Source organism: Pseudomonas sp. NBRC 111119 (genome assembly GCF_001320125.1).
GTDB classification, from domain to species: Bacteria; Pseudomonadota; Gammaproteobacteria; order Pseudomonadales; family Pseudomonadaceae; genus Aquipseudomonas; species Aquipseudomonas parafulva.
In genome coordinates, this window is the sequence record NZ_BCAV01000022.1 from 79,172 (window position 1) to 101,873 (window position 22,702).

Consider the following 22,702-nt stretch of genomic DNA (forward strand, 5'->3'; position numbering starts at 1 on the left):
CTACGGGGCTGGGCGCTCGGAGGGGCGGCGGGCGCCAGCTACCAGCTTTTCCACCGCCTTGCTCGCCGCCACCATGCCGAAGGTGGCTGTCACCATCATCACCGCACCAAAGCCACCGGCGCAGTCCAGCCGCACGCCCTCACCCACGAAGCTTTTCTGCAGGCACACACTGCCATCCCCTTTGGGATAACGCAGCTGCTCGCTGGAAAACACACAAGGCACACCGTAATTGCGGCTGACGTTGCGCGAGAAGTTGTAATCGCGGCGCAGGGTTGAGCGCACCCGCGAGGCCAGCGGGTCGTTGAAGGTCTTGTTGAGGTCGGCAATCTGCACCTGGGTTGGGTCGATCTGCCCGCCCGCGCCACCGGTGGTGACCACGGCGATCTTGCGGCGGCGGCACCAGGCGATCAGTGCCGCCTTGGCCATCACGCTGTCGATGCAGTCGATCACGCAATCCAGGTGCTCGGTGATGTATTCCACCATGGTGTCACGGGTGACGAAATCGGCCACCGCATGCACCTTGCACGCCGGGTTGATCGCGCGCAGGCGCTCGGCCATGACGTCCACCTTGGCCCGCCCTACCTGCCCCTCCAGGGCATGGGCCTGGCGGTTGGTGTTGCTGACGCAGACATCGTCCAAGTCGAACAGGGTAAGCTCGCCCACGCCACTGCGTGCCAGCGCCTCGGCCACCCACGAGCCTACGCCGCCAACCCCCACCACCGCCACGTGGGCCTGCTGCAGGCGTTGCAACCCCTGGTCGCCATACAATCGGGCGACACCGGCGAAGCGTGGATCCTCTGTACTCATGCTCAACCCCCAAAAAACCGGCGTGCAGTATAAGCGAGCCTGCCCTCAGCCTGCACCGTTAGGAAAGATCCTATCAACCCTGCTTTAATGTCCTATCACCTCGACACATATGGACGACAATGTCTTCACGTAAATTCGGCCTGAACCTGGTTGTGGTCCTGGCCATCGCCGCGTTGTTCACCGGCTTCTGGGCGCTGATCAACCGCCCCGTTTCGGCGCCTGCGTGGCCTGAGCAGATCTCCGGCTTCTCCTACTCGCCGTTCCGCCTGGGGGAGAGCCCGCAGAAAGGCCAGTACCCCGACGACAACGAAATGCGCCAGGACCTGGAGCAGTTGAGCAAGCTGACCGACAGCATTCGTATCTACACGGTGGAAGGCACCCAGGCCGATATCCCGAAGCTGGCCGAGGAGTTCGGCCTGCGGGTCACCCTGGGCATCTGGATCAGCCCTGACCTGGAGCGCAACGAGCGGGAAATCGCCACCGCCATTGAGCTGGCCAATACCTCGCGCAGCGTCGTGCGTGTGGTGGTCGGCAACGAGGCGTTGTTCCGCGAAGAGGTCACCCCGGAAAACCTGATCAAGTACCTGGACCGGGTGCGCGCTGCCGTTAAAGTGCCGGTGACCACCAGTGAACAGTGGCACATCTGGAAGCAGAACCCGCAGCTGGCCAAGCATGTCGACCTGATTGCCGCGCACATCCTGCCGTACTGGGAATTCGTGCCCATGAAGGACTCGGTGGCATTCGTGCTGGACAGGGCCCGTGAGCTCAAGCACCAGTTCCCACGCAAACCCCTGCTGCTGTCAGAGGTCGGCTGGCCCAGCAATGGCCGCATGCGCGGTGGCGCTGACGCCACCCAGGCCGACCAGGCGATCTACCTGCGCACCCTGGTCAACACCCTCAACCGTCGAGGCTTCAACTACTTCGTCATCGAGGCCTACGACCAGCCGTGGAAAGCCAGTGACGAAGGGTCGGTAGGCGCCTACTGGGGCGTGTTCAACGCCGAGCGCCAGCAGAAATTCAACTTCGAGGGCCCGGTGGTGGCGATCCCGCAGTGGCGCGCCTTGGCGGTGGCCTCGGTGGTGCTGGCACTGATCGCCTTGATGGTGCTGTTCATCGACGGTTCTGCCTTGCGCCAGCGGGGGCGCACCTTCCTCACCTTCATCACCTTCCTGTGCGGGTCGGTGCTGGTGTGGATCGCCTACGACTACAGCCAGCAATACAGCACCTGGTTCAGTTTGACGGTAGGCGTGCTGCTGGCCCTCGGGGCGCTGGGCGTGTTCATCGTGCTGCTTACCGAAGCCCACGAACTGGCCGAGGCGGTGTGGATCCACAAACGCCGCCGCGAATTCCTCCCTGTGCAGGGCGACAGCCCCTACCGGCCCAAGGTCTCGGTGCATGTGCCGTGTTACAACGAACCGCCAGAGATGGTCAAACAGACCCTCGATGCCCTTGCCGCACTGGACTACCCCGATTACGAAGTGCTGGTGATCGACAACAACACCAAGGACCCGGCTGTGTGGGAGCCGCTAAAAGCCCACTGTGAAAAGCTCGGCGAACGTTTCAGGTTCTTCCACGTGGCACCGCTTGCCGGTTTCAAGGGCGGCGCCCTGAACTACCTGATTCCGCACACGGCCAAGGACGCCGAAGTGATTGCCGTGATCGACTCGGACTACTGCGTGGACAGCAACTGGCTCAAGCACATGGTGCCGCACTTCGCCGACCCGAAGATTGCCGTGGTGCAATCACCCCAGGACTACCGCGACCAGCACGAAAGCGCGTTCAAGAAGCTGTGCTACAGCGAGTACAAAGGCTTTTTCCACATTGGCATGGTCACCCGCAACGACCGGGACGCCATCATCCAGCATGGCACCATGACCATGACCCGGCGCAGTGTGCTGGACGAACTGGGCTGGGCCGAATGGTGCATCTGCGAGGACGCCGAACTGGGCCTGCGGGTCTTCGAAAAAGGCCTTTCGGCAGCCTACGCCCATAACAGCTACGGCAAGGGCCTGATGCCCGACACCTTCATCGACTTCAAGAAGCAGCGCTTCCGCTGGGCCTATGGGGCCATCCAGATCATCAAGCACCACGCGGGCGCCCTGCTGCGCGGCAAGGGCAGCGAACTGACACGCGGCCAGCGCTACCACTTTTTGGCCGGCTGGCTGCCCTGGATCGCCGATGGCATGAACATCTTCTTCACCGTCGGCGCGCTGCTGTGGTCGGCGGCCATGATCATCGTGCCGCACCGGGTGGACCCGCCGCTGATGATCTTCGCCATCCCGCCGCTGGCGCTGTTCTTCTTCAAGGTGGGCAAGATCATCTTCCTGTATCGCCGCGCAGTCGGGGTTGAGCTCAAGGACGCCTTTGCCGCTGCCCTGGCCGGGCTGGCGCTGTCGCACACCATCGCCAAGGCGGTGCTGTATGGCTTCTTCACCAGCAGCATGCCGTTCTTCCGCACGCCAAAGAACGCCGACAGCCATGGGTTGCTGGTGGCGATTTCCGAGGCACGGGAGGAACTGTTCATCATGGTGCTGTTGTGGGGCGCAGCCTTGGGCATTTACCTGGTGCAGGGGCTGCCAAGCTCGGACATGCGTTTCTGGGTGGCGATGTTGCTGGTGCAGTCGCTGCCGTATCTGGCGGCGCTGGTGATGGCGTTTCTCTCGTCGCTGCCCAAGCCTGAGGAGAAGGCCGTGCAGGCGCAGGAAGGTTGAGATTGGGGCTGTTTTGCAGCCCGGTCGCCGCAGTTCGTCGTCACGACGGGCCGAGGCGATCGGGCAGTGAAGGCTGACACCATTTGATATAAGATAACGCCCCTCAGATTTCCCCCGCCTTGCCTTGCCCGGAGTTACCCATGACGGCCCACGCCGACCTCTCGCCTACCCTTCAACTGGCCTGCGACCTGATCCGGCGCCCCTCGGTCACCCCCGTTGACGCCGATTGCCAGGCGCAGATGATGCACCGCCTGGGCGCCGTGGGTTTCCACCTTGAGCCCATGCGCATCGAAGACGTCGACAATTTCTGGGCCACCCACGGCAACCAGGAAGGCCCGGTGCTGTGCTTCGCTGGCCATACCGACGTGGTGCCGACCGGGCCGGTGCAGCAGTGGCAGCATGAACCGTTCGATGCACTGATCGATGCTGACGGCATGCTTTGCGGCCGGGGTGCTGCCGACATGAAGGGCAGCCTGGCCTGCATGGTGATCGCCAGCGAACGCTTCGTGCAGGACTACCCGAACCACCGCGGCAAGGTGGCCTTCCTGATCACCAGCGACGAAGAAGGCCCGGCCCACCACGGCACCAAAGCGGTGGTCGAGCGCCTGCAGGCGCGCCACGAGCGCCTGGACTGGTGCATCGTCGGCGAGCCGTCCAGCACCCGCCTGCTGGGCGACGTGGTGAAAAACGGCCGGCGCGGCTCGCTTGGTGCCAAGCTGACCGTGCGCGGCAAGCAAGGCCATGTGGCCTACCCACACCTGGCGCGTAACCCCATTCACCTGGCCGCACCGGCACTGGCGGAGCTGGCCGCCGAGCACTGGGACGAGGGCAATGCCTTCTTCCCGCCCACCAGCTTCCAGATCTCCAACCTCAATTCCGGCACTGGTGCCACCAACGTGGTGCCGGGCGAACTCCACGCCCTGTTCAACTTCCGTTTTTCCACCGAATCCACGGTAGAAGGCCTGCAAGCGCGGGTAGCGGCGATTCTCGACAAGCACCAGTTGGACTGGTCGGTGGAGTGGGCACTGTCGGGGCTGCCGTTCCTCACTGAGCCAGGCGAGCTGCTCGACGCCGTGGCGGCCAGCATCAAGGGCGTCACCGGCCGTGACACCGTGCCCTCCACCAGCGGCGGCACCTCGGATGGCCGTTTCATTGCCACCATGGGCACCCAGGTGGTGGAGCTCGGCCCGGTCAACGCGACCATCCACCAGGTCGACGAGCGAATCCTGGCCAGCGACCTCGACCTGCTGACCGAGATCTATTACCACACCCTGGTAAGGTTGCTGGCCTGATGCTCACCTGCCCACTCTGCCAGGCGCCGCTCAGCCAGCTGGACAATGGCGTGGTATGCCCTGCCGGGCATCGCTTCGACCGCGCCCGCCAAGGCTACCTGAACCTGCTGCCGGTGCAGCACAAGAACAGCCGTGACCCGGGTGACAACCAGGCCATGGTCGAAGCCCGTCGCAACTTCCTCGACGCCGGCCACTATGCGCCGGTCGCCAAACGCTTGGCGGAGCTGGCCAGCGAGCGGCAACCCGGCGCCTGGCTGGATATCGGCTGTGGCGAGGGCTACTACACGGCCCAGCTTGCCCAGGCGCTGCCGGATGCCCAGGGCTACGCCCTGGATATCTCCCGTGAAGCGGTAAAGCGGGCGTGCCGGCGTGCCCCAGCCGTCACCTGGATGGTCGCCAGCATGGCCCGGGTGCCGCTGGCAGACCAAAGCTGCCAGTTCGTGGCCAGCGTGTTCAGCCCGCTGGACTGGGCCGAAGCAAGGCGCGTACTCAGCCCCGGTGGTGGCCTGATGCGTGTGGGCCCTACCAGCGGCCACCTGATGGAACTGCGCCAGGCGCTTTACGATGAAGTGCGGCCCTATGCCGACGACAAGCACCTTGGCCTGGTGCCCCCTGGTATGGCCCATGCCCATGGCGAAACCCTGGAGTTCCGCCTGAGCCTGGTTGCCCCCCAGGCCCGCGCCGACCTGTTGGCCATGACCCCACACGGCTGGCGCGCCAGTGCCGACAAACGCGCGCAGGTGATCGAGCACCCCGCGCCATTCGACGTTACAGTGTCCATGCGGTACGACTATTTCGTGCGCCAAGACTGAGCACACCCGGAGCCTTCATGCGCCAACCTGATATCGAGATCTACCTGAGGGACGCGGACGTCGACCACAAGCAGCTTGCCCAGTGGCTGACCCAGGCAATAGCCCCTTGCAGTGACTGGCAGCAGAAAGGCCAGACCTTCAAATGCCAGGCCGGTAACATTCCGGTCACCTGGTTACCCAAAGCTGTGGGGAAATGGAACAGCCTTTACCTGGAAAGCGACCAGACGCCGTGGGCCGATGATGTGGCCTGCGCCCGCGCTGCTTTCGCTGCGCTGGGCGTGGAAGTGCGCTGCGCACCGGGCGGCTGGGTAGAGGAAGACGGCGAGGAAGACGCCGACCGCTGGGTGCGCATCAGTGCCGACGGTGAAGAAGAAATCACCTGGCGTACCTGACTGCATCATGCCTGTCGTGAAGCCTGGCCTGCCGGTCACACCGGCAAGCCCGCTTGCGCCACAAACCCTGCATTGCGTGGCTCAGAGGCCTACCACGTCCTCGGCTTGCAAGCCTTTCTGGCCCTCGATGCAGGCGTATTCCACGCGTTGCCCTTCGACCAGGGTACGATGCCCCTCACCGCGGATCGCCCGATAGTGGACAAACACATCCGCGCCCCCCTCGCGCTGAATGAAGCCGTAACCCTTGGCATCGTTGAACCACTTTACATTCCCAGTCTCACGAGACGACATCTGAACTACTCCGGATTTTTATTGTGAACTTCACCTTGCCGACCCATGAACGCATGCCTGGGTCGACGCCGCTTGGGCGAATATCCTGCAAGTGGCAGGCCGATTTTATGACCCAGAACAAAAAATTTTGATGACCATGGCGCCGTTCGGCGGTTTTTGCTGAACTTGCGCGTATACGGCAGACTAAATGGCTGAATACCCCTCGAACCCTTCACCCAGGGCACACACCCCATGACCCGTTCCCCCCTGCGCCGCCTGATTTTCGGCGGCCTGCGTCGCCTGTTGTACCTGTGGGTGCGCTCCGAAACCATCAACCAGTCGTCCCTGAGCCTCAAGCTCGACCGCAGCCGCCCGGTGTTCTATGCCCTGCCCTCTCCGGCATTGACCGACCTGGTGGTGCTGGACCATGAATGCACCAAGGCCGGGCTGCCACGCCCCGTACTGCCGGTGGCCGTCGGCGGGCTGCATGAACCCGCCGCGTTCTTCTACCTCACCCCCGAACCCGACTGGCTCGGGCGCCATGACAAAAGCGGCGCCCCCCCCACGCTGGAGCGACTGGTCGCGGCAGTCAGCCAGCACCCTGAAGAGGACGCGCAGATCATTCCCGTCAGCGTGTTCTGGGGTCAGACACCTGCCAGCGAGTCGAGCCCGTGGAAGCTGCTGTTCGCCGACAGCTGGGCCGTGACCGGGCGCCTGCGCCGGCTGCTGACAGTGCTGATTCTGGGGCGCAAGACGCGGGTGCAGTTCTCCGCCCCCATCCACCTGCGCGAACTGGTAGAGCAGAACAAAGGCCACGAGCGAACCGTACGCCTGGCCCAGCGCCTGATGCGCGTGCATTTTCGCAACCTGCGCACTGCCGTCATCGGGCCGGACATCTCGCACCGGCGCAACCTGGTCAAAGGCCTGGTCCATGCGCCCCTGGTGCGCCAGGCGATCGCCGAGCAAGCCCAGCGCGAGAACATCCCGCAGGCTAAGGCGGAAGCCCAGGCACTGCGTTACGGCAATGAAATCGCCTCGGACTACACCTACACCGCCATACGCTTCCTTGAGGTGGTGCTCAGCTGGTTCTGGCACAAGATCTACGACGGCATCAAGGTCAACCATATCGAGCAGGTGCAAGGCATCGCGCCGGGTCATGAGGTGATCTACGTGCCCTGCCACCGCAGCCACATCGACTACCTGCTGCTGTCGTATCTGCTGTTCCGCAACGGCCTGACGCCGCCCCACGTCGCCGCGGGCATCAACCTGAACATGCCCGTGGTCGGCAACCTGCTGCGCCGGGGGGGCGCGTTCTTCATGCGCCGCACGTTCAAGGGCAACCCGCTGTACACCGCCGTGTTCAACGAATACCTGCATACGCTCTACACCAAGGGCTTCCCGGTGGAATACTTCGTCGAAGGCGGGCGCTCACGCACCGGGCGCATGCTGCAGCCCCGCACCGGCATGCTGGCCATTACCTTGCGCAGCTTTTTGCGGTCATCCCGTACGCCGATCGTGTTCGTCCCGGTGTACATCGGCTATGAACGCGTGCTCGAGGGCCGCACGTACCTGGGCGAACTGCGCGGCGCCAGCAAGAAAAAAGAGTCGATATTCGACATCTTCAAGGTGTTCGGCGCACTCCGTCAGCGCTTCGGCCAGGTATCGGTCAACTTCGGCGAACCTATCAAGCTTGCAGGTTTTCTGGATGAGCAGCAGCCCGGCTGGCGTGAACAGGACCATGCGCCGCAGTTCCGCCCGGCCTGGCTCAACGAAACCACCACCCGCCTGGGCGAAACCGTGGCCAGGCACCTGAACGGCGCGGCGGCCATCAACCCGGTCAACCTGGTGGCGCTGGCGCTGCTGTCTACCAGCCGCCTGGCGCTGGACGAGCGGGCGCTGGTTCGCGTGCTCGACCTGTACCTGGCACTGCTGCGCAAAGTGCCCTACTCGCCCCATACCACGCTGCCCGAGGGCGATGGCCAGGCCCTGATCGAACACGTGCGCGGCATGGACCTGGTGGCCGAGCAGAAGGACGCACTGGGCCGCATCCTTTACCTGGACGAGGGCAACGCGGTACTGATGACGTATTACCGCAACAATGTGCTGCATATTTTTGCCCTGCCGGCCCTGCTGGCAAGCTTCTTCCTCAGCAACTCACGGATGAGCCGCGAGCTGCTGGGCCAATATGTGCACGCGCTGTACCCCTACCTGCAGGCCGAGCTGTTCTTGCGCTGGTCGCCTGAGCAGTTGGACGAGGCAATTGACCAGTGGCTTGCGGCGCTGGTGGAGCAAGGCCTGCTGCGCCAGGACAATGACGTGTACATACGCCCGTCGCCCAGCTCGCGACAGTTCGTCTTGCTGACCCTGCTGGCGCGCAGCATCACCCAGACCCTGCAGCGCTTCTACATGGCCACTTCGCTGCTGCTCAACAGCGGCCAGCACAGTTTGAGCGCCGAAGCCCTGGAAGACCTGTGCGTGATGATGGCCCAGCGGCTGTCGATTCTGCATGGCCTGAACGCGCCGGAGTTTTTCGACAAGACGCTGTTCCGCCATTTCATCCAGACCCTCGTCACCCAAGGCGTGCTGCGCGCCGATGGGCAAGGCAAACTGGGCTATCACGACAAGCTGGGCGACGTGGCCGAAGCGGTGGCCAAACGCGTGCTGTCGGCCGAACTGCGCCTTTCGATCCGCCAGGTGGCACTGCACCGCGATGACGGCTTGAGCACCTCGGCGCTGTGAACATTCATTCTCTGTGTAAGGAAAGCCCCCTATGTTGCGTACCCCACTGCGTCTAACCACCCTGTGCGCCGGCCTGCTGCTGTCGGCCAGCGCCCTGGCGCTGTCTTTGTCCGACCTGAGCCAGAAAGACGCCACCGGCGGCCTCAAGGATGCGCTCACCCAAGGGGCACAGTTGGCCGTCAAGCAGCTCAGCGCACCCGGCGGTTTCAACAACAACCCTGATGTGCGCATCGAACTGCCCGGCAACCTGGGCAAGGCGGCCAAGGCCATGAAGATGTTCGGCAAGGGCGAGCAGGTCGAGGCCCTGGAAACCAGCATGAACAAGGCCGCCGAGGCCGCCGTGCCACAGGCGCAGGCAATTCTGGTCAACGCGGTGAAGAACATGACCGTGACCGACGCCAAGGGCATCCTCAGCGGCGGTGAAGACGCTGCCACCCAGTACCTGAACAAGAGCAGCCGCGAGCAGATCCGTGCCAAGTTCCTGCCCATCGTCAAGCAAGCCACCGACCAGGTGGGTGTGGTCCAGCAATACAACGCCTTCGCTGCGCAGGCCAAAGGCCTGGGCCTGGTAAAAAACGACCCCAATATTGAAAGCTACGTGACGGAAAAAGCACTGGACGGCCTGTTCGAGATGATCGGCAAACAAGAGCAGAGCATCCGCCAGAACCCTGCACAGGCGGCCACCAGCCTGGCCAAGAAGGTGTTTGGCGCACTGTGATTCTGAAGTGTCGGGGCTGCCTTGCAGCCCCTTCGCCGCAGCGCTTCGTCACCACGAACTGCAGCGATGTAGCCTAGTCGCTTTTCCTGACCCTGAACCAGGCCGCATACAGCGCTGGCAGAAACAGCAAGGTCAAGGCGGTAGCCACGATCAGCCCCCCCATGATCGCCACCGCCATCGGCCCGTAGAACACACTGCGCGACAACGGGATCATCGCCAACACGGCCGCCAGCGCAGTCAGCACAATGGGGCGGAAGCGTCGCACCGTGGCCTCGATGATTGCTTGCCAACGGCCAAGGCCGGCGGCGATGTCCTGCTCTATCTGGTCCACCAGAATCACCGAATTGCGCATGATCATCCCCGCCAGGGCAATCGTGCCGAGCATGGCGACGAAGCCGAACGGCTGGCGGAACACCAGCAGGAACAGGGTTACCCCGATCAACCCAAGCGGCGCGGTGAGAAACACCATGACCGTGCGCGAGAAACTGCGCAGCTGGATCATCAACAGGCTCAGCACCACCACGATGAACAACGGCATACCTGCGTTTACCGACTTCTGCCCGCGCTCGGCATCCTCGACCGTGCCGCCCACCTCCAGCAGGTAACCCTCCGGCAAGCTGGCCCGGATGCCCTGCAGCGTCGGCTCGATCTGCTTCACCAGGGTCGCGGGTTGCTGCTTGTCGTAGATATCGGCACGCACGGTGACCGTCGGCAAGCGGTTGCGGTGCCAGATGATGCCTTCCTCGAAGCCATAGGCCAGGGTCGCCACCTGTGACAGCGCCACGCTGTGGCCATTTTCAGTGGGCAAGGCCAGGCTGGCCAGGTTGCCCAGCTCGCCACGCTCCTGCGCGGTGCCGCGCAACAGAATCTCGATCAGTTCGTTGTCCTCGCGGTACTGGCTGACCGTGGTACCGGTCAGCGAGCTTCGCAGGAAGCTCGACAGCTGAGCAGTACTCACACCCAGTGCCCGCGCGCGGTCCTGATCGATCTCCAGGAACACTGCCTTGCTGGGCTCTTCCCAATCAAGGTGCACATTGACCACATGGGGGTTTTCGCGCACCTTCTCGGCCACCTGCCGTGCCAGTTCGCGTGCGGTCTCGATATGCTCGCCGGTGACCCGAAACTGCACCGGGTAGCCCACAGGCGGGCCGTTTTCCAGGCGCGTGACCCGGGCGCGCACGTCCGGGAACTGCTGGTCCACGGTGTCGATCAGCCAGTTGCGCAGGCGCTCGCGGGCCTCCATCGATTCGGCCAGCACCACGAACTGGGCAAAGCTCGGCGCCGGCAGTTGCTGATCCAGCGGCAGGTAGAAGCGCGGCGAGCCGGTGCCCACGTAAGCCACGTAATTGTCGATGCCCTGCTGCTGGCGCAGCAGCGCTTCGAGCTGCCTCACCTTCTCGGCGGTGTTGGCCAGGGACGCCCCTTCGGCCAGCTTCAGGTCGACCATCAGTTCTGGGCGGCCCGATGCGGGGAAGAACTGCTGCGGCACGAAACGGAACAGCAGGATGCTTCCGGCAAAGGCGGCGAGGGTCAGCAGGATCACTGTCTTGCGCCGGCGCACGCACCACTCCACCACCCGCCTGACACGCCGATAGAAGGGTGTGGCGTAGGGGTCGGGCGCAAAACCATCCTCGCCATGGCGCGCTTCACGCTGCCTGGCCAGGTCCGGCAGCAGGCGCTCCCCCAGATACGGTACGAACACCACGGCGGCTACCCACGAAGCCAGCAGGGCGATGGTGACCACCTGGAAGATCGAACGGGTGTACTCGCCGGTACTGGAGGCGGCCGTCGCAATGGGCAGAAAACCCGCTGCCGTGATCAGTGTGCCGGTGAGCATCGGGAACGCGGTGCTGGTCCAGGCATAGCTGGCGGCCTTGAGGCGGTCGTAGCCCTGCTCCATCTTGATCGCCATCATTTCCACGGCAATGATCGCATCGTCCACCAGCAGCCCCAACGCCAGCACCAGCGCCCCCAGGGATATCTTGTGGAGGCCGATGCCGAAGTAGTACATGGCAGCGAACGTCATGGCCAGCACCAGCGGGATGGCCAGGGCCACCACCAGCCCGGTACGCAGCCCCAGGGAGAAGAAGCTGACCAGCAGCACGATGACCAATGCCTCGATCAGCACCTGGACGAATTCGCCGACACCGGCTTTCACCGCCGCAGGCTGATCGGAAACCTTGCGCAGCTGCATGCCCGCCGGCAGGCTGCGCGCCAGCCGCTCGAACTCGCTTTCCAGGGCCTTGCCGAGCACCAGGATGTCACCGCCGTCCTTCATCGACACGGCCAGGCCAATGGCATCCTCACCCATGAAGCGCATACGCGGCGCGGGGGGGTCGTTAAAGCCCCGGTGCACCTCGGCCACATCGCCAATGCGCAGGGTGCGGTCACCCACACGCAGGGGGAACTGGCGGATTTGCTCGACGCTGTCAAACCGCCCGCTCACGCGCAACTGCAAGCGTTCGCTGGGCGTTTCGAAGAAGCCTGCGGTGCTGACTGCGTTTTGCTCCTGCAGGGCCTGTTGCACGGCCTGCAGGGGTATACCCAACGTGGCCAGCTTGAGGTTGGACAGTTCGATCCAGACCTTTTCGTCCTGCAGGCCGAGCAGCTCGACCTTGCCCACATCCTTCACCCGCTGCAGCTGAATCTGGATGCGGTCGGCATAGTCCTTGAGCACCGCATAATCGAACCCTTCACCGGTCAGTGCGTAGATATTGCCGAAGGTGGTACCGAACTCGTCATTGAAAAACGGCCCTTGGATTTCAGGTGGCAGGGTGTGGCGAATATCCGCGACCTTCTTGCGGATCTGGTACCACAGCTCAGGGATGTCCTTGGAATGCAGTGAGTCCCGCGCCATGAAGGTGACCTGTGACTCACCGGGGCGCGAGAACGAGACGATCCGCTCGTACTCGCCGGTTTCCATCAACTTCTTCTCGATGCGCTCGGTGACTTGCCGCGAAACTTCTTCGGCGGTCGCGCCCGGCCACAGGGTACGGATGACCATGGCCTTGAAGGTAAAGGGCGGATCTTCACTTTGCCCCAGTTTGGTGTAGGACAGCGCGCCGATCGCGGCCAGTAGAATCATCAGGAACAGCACGATCTGGCGGTTGCGCAACGCCCAGGCAGACAGGTTGAACCCCATCGGGACTTACTCCTTGACCGTCAGGTTCACAACCCGGTTATTACGGTCCACCGGGCGGACCTGCTGGCCCTCGCGCAATACATGACCACCCGCTGCCACCACCCAGTCACGCGCCGCAAGGCCTGCCAGCACCGGCACGCTTTCTGACCCGTAGGGCCCCAGCTGCACCACGGCGCGCTCCAGCCGGCTTTCGCTGTTCACCCGCCAGACGTAGGCCTGGCCGTTTTCCGCGGTAACGGCTGACAGCGGCACCGACAATGGCACCTGCCCTGGATGTGCGATGAACACCCTGGCGCTCTGGCCCAGTTCGGCGGGCACAGCAGCGGAGGTGAAAGCGATGCGCGCGGCGAAGGTGCGCGAGCGGGCATCGGCCGAAGGCGACAGCTCTCGGATGCGCCCAGCAAAGCGCTGGCCGGGGTTCGACCACAGCTCCACGCTGACCGGCTGGCCCACCTTCAGCCGGGCGAACTGCTGTTCAGGCAGGGCAATCGCCACTTCACGCTCACCGTCAGCGGCCAGGGTGAAGACGGTCTGGCCTGCGGCGACCACCTGGCCAACTTCCAACTGACGCCTGGCCACAACCCCCGCCTGGGGGGCGCGCAGCACGGCGTAGTCCGCCTGGTTGCCGGCTACATCCACCTCGGCCTTGGTCTGCTTGAGGCGGGCAAGGCCGGCGCGGTAGAGGTTTTCAGCATTGTCGTATTGGGAATGGCTGATCATCTGCCGGTCCAGCAATTTCTGGTAACGGTCACGCTCGGTGCGCACCAGCGCCAGGTTGGCTTCGGCCCCGGCTAATTGGGCACGGTTGGCTTCCAGTTGCAGGCGCACGTCTTGAGGGTCCAGCTCGGCCAGCGGCTGGTCGGCCTTGACCCGCTGCCCCTCCTCCACCAGCCGGCGGTTGACCTTGCCGCCGATGCGAAAAGCCAGCGCAGGCTCCAGCCGGGCCCTGACTTCGCCAGGGTAACTGTCGGCTGCCGCTTCAGCCGGCTGCGGCTGGGTAACCAGCGCCGGGCGTACTGCGGGTGGCGGTGCGGGTTCCTGACTGCACGCGGCAAGCAGCAGCAAGGCAACGGGCATGGCATGGCGCGGCATCTGGAATCCTTTCGCGGCGTGCAGTATCGGATATTTGTACTGGTGAGTATATTAAGTCAGCCGGTGCACGCCGGAAAGAGGCAGTGAGGGTTTTTGAACCGTGGCTTTTCACCTGTGGCCCATGCCGTGTCTGGTTCTTGTAGTGGTCAACTAATCCCGAACACAGTTTTGAGTTTTTCCTCAGCGGTGGCCGGAGCCAGCCCATCGTTGAACTGATGGGGTCTTACCCAGTTGTAATGATCCATCAGGTACAGGCTAATATCTCGCTGAGCGTGCTGTCCGGTCAGGTAGCCCGTGACCGGTATCCACTCTGTTTTCAAGCTGCGAAACACCCGCTTCATCGGCGCATTATCCCAGCAGTTGCCTCGGCGACTCATGTTCTGGCGCATGCGGTAGCGCCATAACCGCTGGCGGAACTGACGGCTACCCTATTGCGATCCCTGATCGGAGTGAAACAGCACTCCTTGGGGCTTTCCACGTTGTTCGTACGCCACGTCCAGTGATGACCCAATCTGCATCCGGTCTTTCTGACAAAGCCCAGCCCATCACGCGCCGCGCATAAAGATCGAGGACACCGCCAGATAGTGCCCTTTACCCTGCGCCCAAATGCAGGTGATGTCGCCACACCAGACCTGATTTGGCGCGTCGACATCAAACGCTTGGTTCAACACATGAATACCCGGCCGCTCCACCGTCGCTTTCTTGTAAGCGTGCGACCCTGCTGCTTGCTGACCAGCGACAGCTCCCGCATCAGGCTGCGCACCTAGAATCGTCCGATTTTCTCACCTTCATCTTGCAGCATGGACTTGATGCTGCGGCTGCCGGGTGCACCTCGACCTCGTGTGAAAAGCTCATTCACTCGACTGCGCAGCTTCAGACGCTCAACGTCAGGAATTCATAAAAAGTCCCTTAATAAAAAAGCGCCCGTAGAGAGGCGCTAAAATTCACCTACCACAGGCGCGTAGGGTTTACAGGTGAATGCACTGACGCGAACAACTGCCCGTCGCTCTTGCCAAGCCGCTTTGAAATGAGACACTTTCCAAAGCAGCGAGGCCTCTTCCGCTGGCCTTAAACTAACAAAGGAGGCTGACATCAAGATGATCGCGCAATGACAATTTGGACATGTAATAGAGGGTAAGGTAATTATTCGAGAGACTACTGAGCCGGCACGCGTACTCATTCGCAGAAAGGCGTAGCCGTTTCTGTCATGCATGGGGACTGCCTGAGTGGCACACTCGATTCAGAGTCGGTACCCTTCTCTACAACCTAACGACCGAAATACTGCCTGCCCTGGCTGATTCAACATGCCAGGCGAAGCTGTCGTACACCGTCGCAGTCCGCAGAATCCGCCAAGCTCAGAGGTGGAGCCTGCATGACTGTCAGAAATCTTGCGGCTACATTACAAATTTGTAGGATTTCGCCGCGGCCAGCGTCTTCGCGTTAAGATTCAAGCGTCCTCAGGTGACCCGGCGTATGGGCAGAGGTAGCGACTACCCCATGCCATACCCCCAGCCAAATTTTCGAACAGCCTGCAACCATAATCTTGGCGGATTAGGCCATCTCCTTCCTCACACCTTGAGATAAGTTATGCGCGTTCTAGTTGTGGAAGACGAAGTAAAAACTGCCGAATATCTTCAGCAGGGCCTATCCGAAAGCGGGTACGTCGTAGATATCGTGCACAACGGTGTGGGTGCCCTGCACTTGTTCAACACTCATGTCTATTCGTTGGTCCTGCTGGACGTGAACCTTCCGGGTATCGACGGTTGGGACCTTCTGGAAACCATCCGAAAAACCAGCCGGGTCCGCATCATCATGCTGACCGCCCGAGGTCGCATCAATGACAAGCTCAAAGGGTTGGACGGTGGCGCGGATGATTACCTTGTGAAGCCATTCGAATTTCCTGAGCTCCTTGCTCGTATCCGTTCGCTGCAGCGCCGTGGGGATGAGTTGGTCGAGAAAAGCTCGCTGAAAATTGCCGACCTGGAACTCGATGCCGTCCGCCATCGCGTCTTCCGAAGTGGCACCCGTATCGATCTGACCACCAAGGAGTTTACGCTCCTGCACCTGCTCATGAGCCGAACGGGCGAAGCGCTGACTCGCTCTCAGATCATCTCGTTGGTCTGGGACATGAATTTTGATTGCGACACCAATGTCATCGACGTCGCCATCAGGCGCTTGCGCTCGAAGATCGATGACCCGTTTGAAACCAAGCTCATTCACACGCTCCGTGGCGTTGGGTACGTTTTTGAGGAACGCGCATGAGGCCATTCAGCCTGGCTGCAAAGCTGGGATTAAAAGTTGGGTTGATGAGTGCAGCGTTGCTGCTACTGTTCGCCACCTTCGGCTATCTGATGGTAGGCGAGGCTCTGGAGAGAAACGCCAGAGCGGATCTTGAAGTAAAGATGGCGGGGATGGCTCACAACCTGTCCACCCTCACGGATATCTCCGGTGTCAACGCGGATGCGCATCAGCTTGTCGACTTGGTCATGGGCCACAACAACCTGTATGTGAGCATATTCGATACCTCGCCCAGTCAGACTCCACTGCTCTCGATTGGCTCGAGACAGGTCAATCTGGAGGTACACAAGTTTCAGCCGGAGGCCCAGCCCAAAGAGCACGAATGGCGGGATACGCAGGGCCGTCCTCTGCTGAGTGCTTCCCGGATCATGCGCTTGGGCGATGGAACAGAGGTCAGCGTCTACATGACCATGGACCAGTCATCCAGTGAGGCGCTGCTCGATGCATTGCTGACTTGGGCCATGATGATGTCTCCCGTAATCCTCGCGCTGATCCTGGCCATTGGCTGGTGGACTGTGCGCAGAGGCCTGCTGCCACTGACCAAGTTCCTCAAGATCGCGTCGAAAATCTCAACCGAAAGCCTCGACCATCGCCTCCCAACTGATGGGATGCCGGCAGAACTCAAAATGCTCGCCGACGGCATTAACATCATGCTGGCTCGCCTGGATGATGGGGTTCAGCAGCTCTCGCAGTTTTCCGACGACCTTGCTCACGAGCTTCGGGCACCGCTCTCAAACCTGATGGGCAAGGCCCAGGTTGCCTTGACAAGAGAACGATCGCTTTCCGAGTACCGGGAGGTTTTGGAGTCGTGCACAGAAGAGCTGGACCGCATGAGTCGCATGGTTTCCGACATGCTGTTCTTGGCGCAGGTCAGTCACCCGGCGTCCATGGTGGAGTTTGAACCCGTGTCCTTGGTCGACGAGGTTCAGCGTGTGTGCGACCTCTTCAGCATTTCGGCAGAGGAAGGCGAGATCCAGTTGCAGATCTTTGGCAGTGATGATGTGGTGCGTGGGAACCGCCTGATGGTTCAACGGGCCGTGTCGAACCTTGTGTCGAACGCTATTCGCTACTGCCCTCGCGGCCGCACGGTCTACGTGAAGGTGCAACATTGTGCGAGCGGTACGACCTTGAGTGTAGGCAACCCCGGCCGTGGTATTGCCAAACAACACCACACGCACTTGTTTGAGCGGTTCTACCGTGTCGACAAAAGCCGAGCCCGGAGTGAAGGCGGTACCGGTCTGGGTTTGGCCATCGTGCAGTCAATCATGAGCCTGCATCAGGGCTCGGCGAGCGTGGAGGTGACCGAAGAAAACTTCACCTGGTTCCACCTTCACTTTCCCGCAGCCCAGCTCATGCAGCCGGCAATGGCCGCCGCTTAAAACGCGCAGTCATGAATAGGCCCGTCAATCGACGGGCCTTTTTGTTTGCCTTATGCATCAGTGCCGGAGGACCACCGGGTCCATGGGCGACCGCAAAATCACCGACTCTATGATCTTCTGCTCGTTTGCCATTATGGTTGTTGTGGTCAGTTCAGCAATTAAAGGCCGAACGGCTAGCTTTTCTGCATTTGACCAAGCTATGTCGGCCTTGTGCACCTCTTCTTGGACCTGTCGACCAACCGCTTCTACCTGCTCCACCAGCTCGTTCGATTTTTCCAGCACCGCGCTACCTGCCCGTGTCTGGGTGGTGAGATCGTCAAGCTGGGCGGTGAGCTTTTCTGTGCATCGTCGGATAGCGCCAATGGCAACTGCCCAGGCTCAATGTCATTCAAGGCTATCTTCTAGGGCGGCCAACAACGCCGCGCTGAATTATCGCAATAGATATCAAAATTGTAATTGACGAGAAAATTCTTAGTCGCCCTCGACAGTGCCGAGATAGACATGACCCTCCAGATTTGACGATTTAACGCACTCTGCCTGCCGTAAAGATTACGGAATTGTAATTATTGACTCACCTTGTCGTTAGCTTCGCGCTCCTAAACTACAAACCCACAAAGGCTCCTAATCAGGCAGGCCTAGTATGAACCGGAGTTCACAGTGAAATTCGTCAACTCAATCGCTGTTGTTAGCCTGCTTCTGGGTCTCATGGGTACCGCTTACGCTGAAGGCGGCTTCGAGCGAGCGAAACAGTTCAACGAGCACTTCAGAGCTGAGCAAGCTCGCCTATGGAACGATGACGCTTCGGATCGGAACAAACAACACGTCGCTCACGAGCAAAAGAAAGCAAGCAAGGAGGGTAAGGAACACGCCGATAATTAATTGGCGATTAAACAGGACTTCAAATGACGAAAACAATCGACAAAAAAGCCAGGGTAAAACCTGGCTTTTTTGTGCCTGTAAATTGACTGTAGTGGTCAACAACTCCCGGACACAGAATTGAGTTTTTCTTCCGCAACCGCCGGCGGTACGAAGCCGTTGTGCTCATGCGGCCTTATCCAGTTGTACCGCTGCATGAGACGCCAATGGCCTGCTCGGCCAACGCTGTCGTCATGTAACTCACTGTCGGCACCCCCTCCGTTTCGAAGAGAAGGTGGTGCTCTCGATTACAAACCACGGGCAGCGTTTAGTATGCTTTGCCATCTGGCCCACCGGATACGATTGGAACTGACTGAGGCTTGTTCTGATCGATGTTGTTCCGCACCTTGCTCGACGCTCGTTTGTACTTGACCTCGCTGACCTTCAGCGAACAATGCTTCTGAAAGAAGCACCCATAAAAATGCCAGGCACTGCCTGGCACTTGCGCATTCTCTAATTATTTTATTCACTGCGGTCACTACTTGTTATTGATGCACTGTGAATACATCGAGTAACGAACAGTCCTGAGCGTGCCCTGGGAGTCCTCGAATGTCATCAACCGTGGGTAGACTTGGCAGGTACGCGGGTCCTGCGACTGACGTACGAAATTAGCAACGTCTATCTTCATGCCATATTTGTAATCCTGTATCTCTGGCATTGGCTGGCCATTCTTCTCCGCGTACTTGGCCACTGCGGCCTCGTGTTCCTTGGTGTATTGCAGCTGCTGGCTCTCGGAGAACGTGTTGGCCTGCGAAGCCACCGAGAAAACAACAAGTGCAGCAGCGATCATTAGCTTTTTCATAAACCCCTCTCAATCTCGAATTTTCTCGGGCGTCATCTTAGCAATGCATAGGCATCACCGGCATGACGAGAAACTTACAATCTTGAAAGGTAAGTGCATCTACTTTACTTTAAACAAAAAAGCCCACAATACGTATTGTGGACTTCTCTTTAGCGGTGGCTATTAGCTAACCACTTCGGCCTCGTCGCCGTCCTCATCCATGCGGTGTGCCCAGTGATAAAGGGCAGGCAGTACCAGCAAGGTCAGTGCAGTGGAGGACAGGATCCCGCCGATCACCACCGTCGCCAATGGCCGCTGAACTTCTGCACCGGTACCGGTGGCCAAAGCCATCGGGATGAAGCCCAGTGACGCCACCAAGGCTGTCATCAAAACAGGTCGCAGACGGGTCAATGCGCCTTCATCGACTGCCTGCCTGAGCGTACGTCCCTCCTCCCTTAGCCCGCGGATGAAAGCAATCATCACCAGGCCGTTCAGTACCGCAACGCCGGACAGTGCAATGAAGCCGACACCTGCCGAGATCGACAGTGGGATGTCCCGCAGCCACAACGCCACAACACCACCGGTGAGTGCGAATGGAATACCGGTGAAGACCAGCATGCCGTCCTTCAGGTTGTTGAACATCAGGAACAACAGGGTCATGACCAACAGCAAGGCGACTGGAACAACGATCTGCAGGCGTTTGGCAGCCGACTGCAGCTGCTCGAACTGGCCACCCCAAGTCGTCCAGTAGCCCGCAGGGATTTGCACCTTTTTGTCCAGCGATGCGGTCGCTTCCTCAACGAAGGACCCCAGGTCGCGGCCCCGAACGTTGGCGCTGACGATTACCAGACGTTTGCCGTTCTCGCGGCTGATTTGGTTCGGGCCCAGTTGCAGGTCCAGGTTAGCGACCTGGGACAGCGGGATAAAACCGATCTGATTGGCACCCTGAGCCGCATCGGCAGGTACCGGGATCAGCAAACTGGACATGCCCACTACGTCGGTGCGAACGGTCTCCGGTAGGCGTACTACCAGGTCGAACCGACGGTCGCCCTCATACAGCGTGCCAGTCTGACGGCCACCCACGGCGATAGCGATCGAGTTCTGAACATCCGCGATATTCAGGCCGTAGCGTGCTGCTTTTTCGCGGTCGATGTTGATAGTCAGCACCGGCAGGCCGGATGTCTGTTCAACTTTCACTTCTGAGGAGCCCGGTACCGCATTGAGCGCTGCCGCGATCTTGTTGGCGGTGTTGTTGAGCACGTCCATGTCATCGCCGAAGACCTTCACAGCGACGTCACTACGCACGCCCGAAATCAGCTCGTTGAAACGCAGTTGGATTGGCTGCGACAACTCATAGTTGCTTCCTGGAACACCCGCTGCAGCCTTCTGGACCTCAGCAATCAGCTCATCGCGAGGCTTTTTGGGGTTAGGCCACTGATCCTGAGGCTTGAGCATGATGTAGGCGTCGGAGGCGTTCGGTGGCATCGGGTCAGATGCGATTTCCGCGGTACCCGAGCGTGCGAACATACGCTCGACTTCAGGCACCTGCGCTATCACCGCTTTCTCCAGACGCTGTTGCATCTCGACGGACTGAGTGAGGCTCGTTCCAGGCACACGCATCGCCTGCATCGCAAAGTCACCTTCACTGAGACTTGGGATGAACTCGCTACCCATACGACTTGCTAGCACACCGCTGAGTACGACCAAGGCTACTGCGGCCGAGAAAGCGATGCTCCGATGTCCCAGCACCCATTGGAGAACCGGCTCATAGCGCAGTCGAGCAGTGCGCATGACCACGCCTTCCTCTTCCTTCACCTTGCCAGTGACGAACATGGCAATAGCTGCAGGAACAAAGGTAACGGACAGGATCATTGCCCCCAGCAGCGCCATCACAACGGTGAAAGCCATCGGGTGGAACATTTTGCCTTCGACGCCGGTGAGGGCGAAGATCGGCAGGTATACCACCATGATGATCAGCTGGCCGAAGATCAGCGGCCGCCGGGCTTCTCGCGCCGCCGCGAAGACCTCGTGGAAGCGTTCGGTCTTGGTGAGCATGCGGCCATGCTTATGCTGCGCATGAGCCAGTCGACGGATCGCGTTTTCCACAATAACCACAGCACCGTCGACGATGATGCCGAAGTCGAGTGCCCCCAAACTCATTAAGTTGGCACTGACCTTGTTGTTGAACATGCCTGTGAAGGTGAACAGCATGGACAGCGGAATCACCATCGCGGTGATCAGTGCCGCACGGATGTTGCCGAGGAACAGGAACAGAATGGCGATTACCAGGATCGCGCCTTCCACCAGGTTCTTCTTCACCGTCGCGATGGCTTTTTCAACCAGGTTGGTACGGTCGTAAACGGTCACAGCCACCACGCCCTTTGGCAGGGTACGGTTGATGTCCGCCAGTTTGGCGGCGACAGCTTGAGACACCGTACGGCTGTTTTCCCCAATCAACATGAACACGGTACCGAGCACGACTTCGCGGCCGTTCTCAGTAGCCGCACCTGTACGGAGCTCTTTGCCGATGCTGATGTCAGCAACGCTGCTGATGCGAATCGGTGCACCCTCCACACTGGTGATCACGATATTGGCGATGTCTTCGATGTTGCCTACCTGACCCGGCGCACGGATGAGCAACTGCTCCCCATTACGCTCGATATAGCCGGCGCCGACGTTGGCGTTGTTACTTTCCAACGCTGCGACCAGGTCATTGAGGGTCAGCTTGTAGGTAGCCAGGCGCTTTGGATCCGGCGCTACCAGAAACTGCTTGGCATAGCCGCCGATGGTATTGATCTCGGCAACACCCGGCACGTTGCGCAGCTGAGGCTTGATGATCCAGTCCTGGATCACGCGCAGGTCGGTCGGGGTGTACGGCGTACCGTCCTCTTTGACCGCGCCATCTTCGGCTTCAACGGTCCATAGGAAGATCTCGCCAAGGCCGGTAGATACCGGACCCATGACGGCCTCTACGCCTTCTGGCAGCTGTTCCTTCGCAACCTGCAGCCGCTCGTTGATCAACTGACGGGCAAAGAAGATGTCAGTGCCATCCTTGAAGATCACGGTGACCTGAGACAGGCCAGAGCGAGACAGGGAACGGGTCTGCTGAAGGCTCGGGAGACCGGCCATGGCCGTTTCAACTGGAAACGTGATCCGTTGTTCTGTTTCCAAGGGCGAATAACCAGGCGCTGCAGTGTTGATCTGCACCTGGACGTTGGTGATATCGGGTACCGCATCGATGGGCAGCTTTTGATAGCTGTAGATACCGATACCCGCCATGATCAGAACAGCGATCATTACTACGATGCGCTGCTCGATGGCGAATCTGATGATACGTTCAAACATGAGAAATCA

Annotated in this window: 16 protein-coding genes and 1 pseudogene; 9 read left to right on the forward strand and 8 right to left on the reverse strand. The window is 60.6% G+C overall.

Annotation, left to right across the window (positions count from 1 at the left end; translation table 11 throughout):
* Nucleotides 1–807 (reverse strand): tRNA cyclic N6-threonylcarbamoyladenosine(37) synthase TcdA, encoded by an 807-nt coding sequence (tcdA, locus tag APH25_RS09825; RefSeq protein WP_060481770.1) that lies wholly within the window; start codon nucleotides 805–807, stop codon nucleotides 1–3.
* Nucleotides 808–926: 119 nt separating this feature from the next.
* Between tcdA and APH25_RS09830 the strand changes: the two genes are divergently transcribed.
* The 4 genes from APH25_RS09830 (at nucleotide 927) to APH25_RS09845 (ending at nucleotide 6,014) form a co-directional block, all read left to right on the forward strand.
* The gene (locus tag APH25_RS09830; protein ID WP_060481771.1) at nucleotides 927–3,518 is read left to right on the forward strand and encodes a glycosyltransferase; all 2,592 of its coding nucleotides are present in this window, start codon (nucleotides 927–929) and stop codon (nucleotides 3,516–3,518) included.
* A gap of 140 nt (nucleotides 3,519–3,658) precedes the next feature.
* Nucleotides 3,659–4,810 carry a succinyl-diaminopimelate desuccinylase gene (dapE, locus tag APH25_RS09835; protein ID WP_060481772.1) on the forward strand — a complete coding sequence of 384 codons (1,152 nt, stop codon included), beginning with the start codon at nucleotides 3,659–3,661 and terminating at the stop codon, nucleotides 4,808–4,810.
* Entirely contained in the window at nucleotides 4,810–5,622 is an 813-nt protein-coding gene (locus tag APH25_RS09840) for a putative RNA methyltransferase (protein WP_060481773.1), read from the forward strand. The genes dapE and APH25_RS09840 overlap by 1 nt, the downstream gene beginning before the upstream one ends.
* Before the next feature lie 17 nt (nucleotides 5,623–5,639).
* Nucleotides 5,640–6,014: a hypothetical protein gene (locus tag APH25_RS09845; protein ID WP_028634907.1), complete on the forward strand. Its 375-nt coding sequence runs from the start codon at nucleotides 5,640–5,642 to the stop codon at nucleotides 6,012–6,014.
* 81 nt (nucleotides 6,015–6,095) lie between these two features.
* Here APH25_RS09845 and APH25_RS09850 read toward each other — a convergent pair whose 3' ends face one another.
* On the reverse strand, nucleotides 6,096–6,305 hold the full coding sequence (locus APH25_RS09850) for a cold-shock protein (protein ID WP_028634906.1): 210 nt from the start codon (nucleotides 6,303–6,305) through the stop codon (nucleotides 6,096–6,098).
* A 231-nt stretch (nucleotides 6,306–6,536) separates the two neighbouring features.
* Here APH25_RS09850 and plsB point away from each other — a divergent pair, with 231 nt between their 5' ends.
* Nucleotides 6,537–9,023: a glycerol-3-phosphate 1-O-acyltransferase PlsB gene (plsB, locus tag APH25_RS09855; RefSeq protein ID WP_028634905.1), complete on the forward strand. Its 2,487-nt coding sequence runs from the start codon at nucleotides 6,537–6,539 to the stop codon at nucleotides 9,021–9,023.
* A gap of 31 nt (nucleotides 9,024–9,054) precedes the next feature.
* Nucleotides 9,055–9,741 carry a DUF4197 domain-containing protein gene (locus tag APH25_RS09860; RefSeq protein WP_028634904.1) on the forward strand — a complete coding sequence of 229 codons (687 nt, stop codon included), beginning with the start codon at nucleotides 9,055–9,057 and terminating at the stop codon, nucleotides 9,739–9,741.
* Nucleotides 9,742–9,814: 73 nt separating this feature from the next.
* On the opposite strand, the gene APH25_RS09865 is transcribed toward APH25_RS09860, so the two are convergent.
* The 3 genes and pseudogenes from APH25_RS09865 to APH25_RS09875 form a co-directional block, all read right to left on the reverse strand.
* Nucleotides 9,815–12,883: an efflux RND transporter permease subunit gene (locus APH25_RS09865; RefSeq protein ID WP_060481774.1), complete on the reverse strand. Its 3,069-nt coding sequence runs from the start codon at nucleotides 12,881–12,883 to the stop codon at nucleotides 9,815–9,817.
* Nucleotides 12,884–12,889: 6 nt separating this feature from the next.
* Nucleotides 12,890–13,975: an efflux RND transporter periplasmic adaptor subunit gene (locus tag APH25_RS09870; RefSeq protein WP_060481775.1), complete on the reverse strand. Its 1,086-nt coding sequence runs from the start codon at nucleotides 13,973–13,975 to the stop codon at nucleotides 12,890–12,892.
* A gap of 146 nt (nucleotides 13,976–14,121) precedes the next feature.
* Nucleotides 14,122–14,858, reverse strand: a pseudogene (locus APH25_RS09875) (IS3 family transposase); the annotation flags it as partial.
* Nucleotides 14,859–15,562: 704 nt separating this feature from the next.
* Between APH25_RS09875 and APH25_RS09880 the strand changes: the two are divergent.
* Together APH25_RS09880 and APH25_RS09885 are read left to right on the forward strand one after the other, a co-directional pair.
* Entirely contained in the window at nucleotides 15,563–16,237 is a 675-nt protein-coding gene (locus APH25_RS09880; RefSeq protein ID WP_028634901.1) for a heavy metal response regulator transcription factor, read from the forward strand.
* On the forward strand, nucleotides 16,234–17,652 hold the full coding sequence (locus APH25_RS09885) for a heavy metal sensor histidine kinase (protein ID WP_060481776.1): 1,419 nt from the start codon (nucleotides 16,234–16,236) through the stop codon (nucleotides 17,650–17,652). Before APH25_RS09880 ends, APH25_RS09885 begins: the two co-directional genes overlap by 4 nt.
* 57 nt (nucleotides 17,653–17,709) lie before the next feature.
* Here APH25_RS09885 and APH25_RS09890 read toward each other — a convergent pair whose 3' ends face one another.
* Nucleotides 17,710–17,934, reverse strand: coding sequence for a hypothetical protein (locus APH25_RS09890; protein WP_060481777.1), 225 nt, complete (start codon nucleotides 17,932–17,934; stop codon nucleotides 17,710–17,712).
* Nucleotides 17,935–18,309: 375 nt separating this feature from the next.
* Between APH25_RS09890 and APH25_RS09895 the strand changes: the two genes are divergently transcribed.
* On the forward strand, nucleotides 18,310–18,531 hold the full coding sequence (locus tag APH25_RS09895) for a hypothetical protein (RefSeq protein ID WP_028634898.1): 222 nt from the start codon (nucleotides 18,310–18,312) through the stop codon (nucleotides 18,529–18,531).
* 514 nt (nucleotides 18,532–19,045) lie between these two features.
* Here the strand turns inward: APH25_RS09895 and APH25_RS09900 are convergent.
* Nucleotides 19,046–19,369: a DUF2790 domain-containing protein gene (locus APH25_RS09900; protein ID WP_060481778.1), complete on the reverse strand. Its 324-nt coding sequence runs from the start codon at nucleotides 19,367–19,369 to the stop codon at nucleotides 19,046–19,048.
* Between the two features lie 162 nt (nucleotides 19,370–19,531).
* Nucleotides 19,532–22,693 (reverse strand): CusA/CzcA family heavy metal efflux RND transporter, encoded by a 3,162-nt coding sequence (locus APH25_RS09905; RefSeq protein WP_060481779.1) that lies wholly within the window; start codon nucleotides 22,691–22,693, stop codon nucleotides 19,532–19,534.
* Nucleotides 22,694–22,702: the final 9 nt, after the last annotated feature.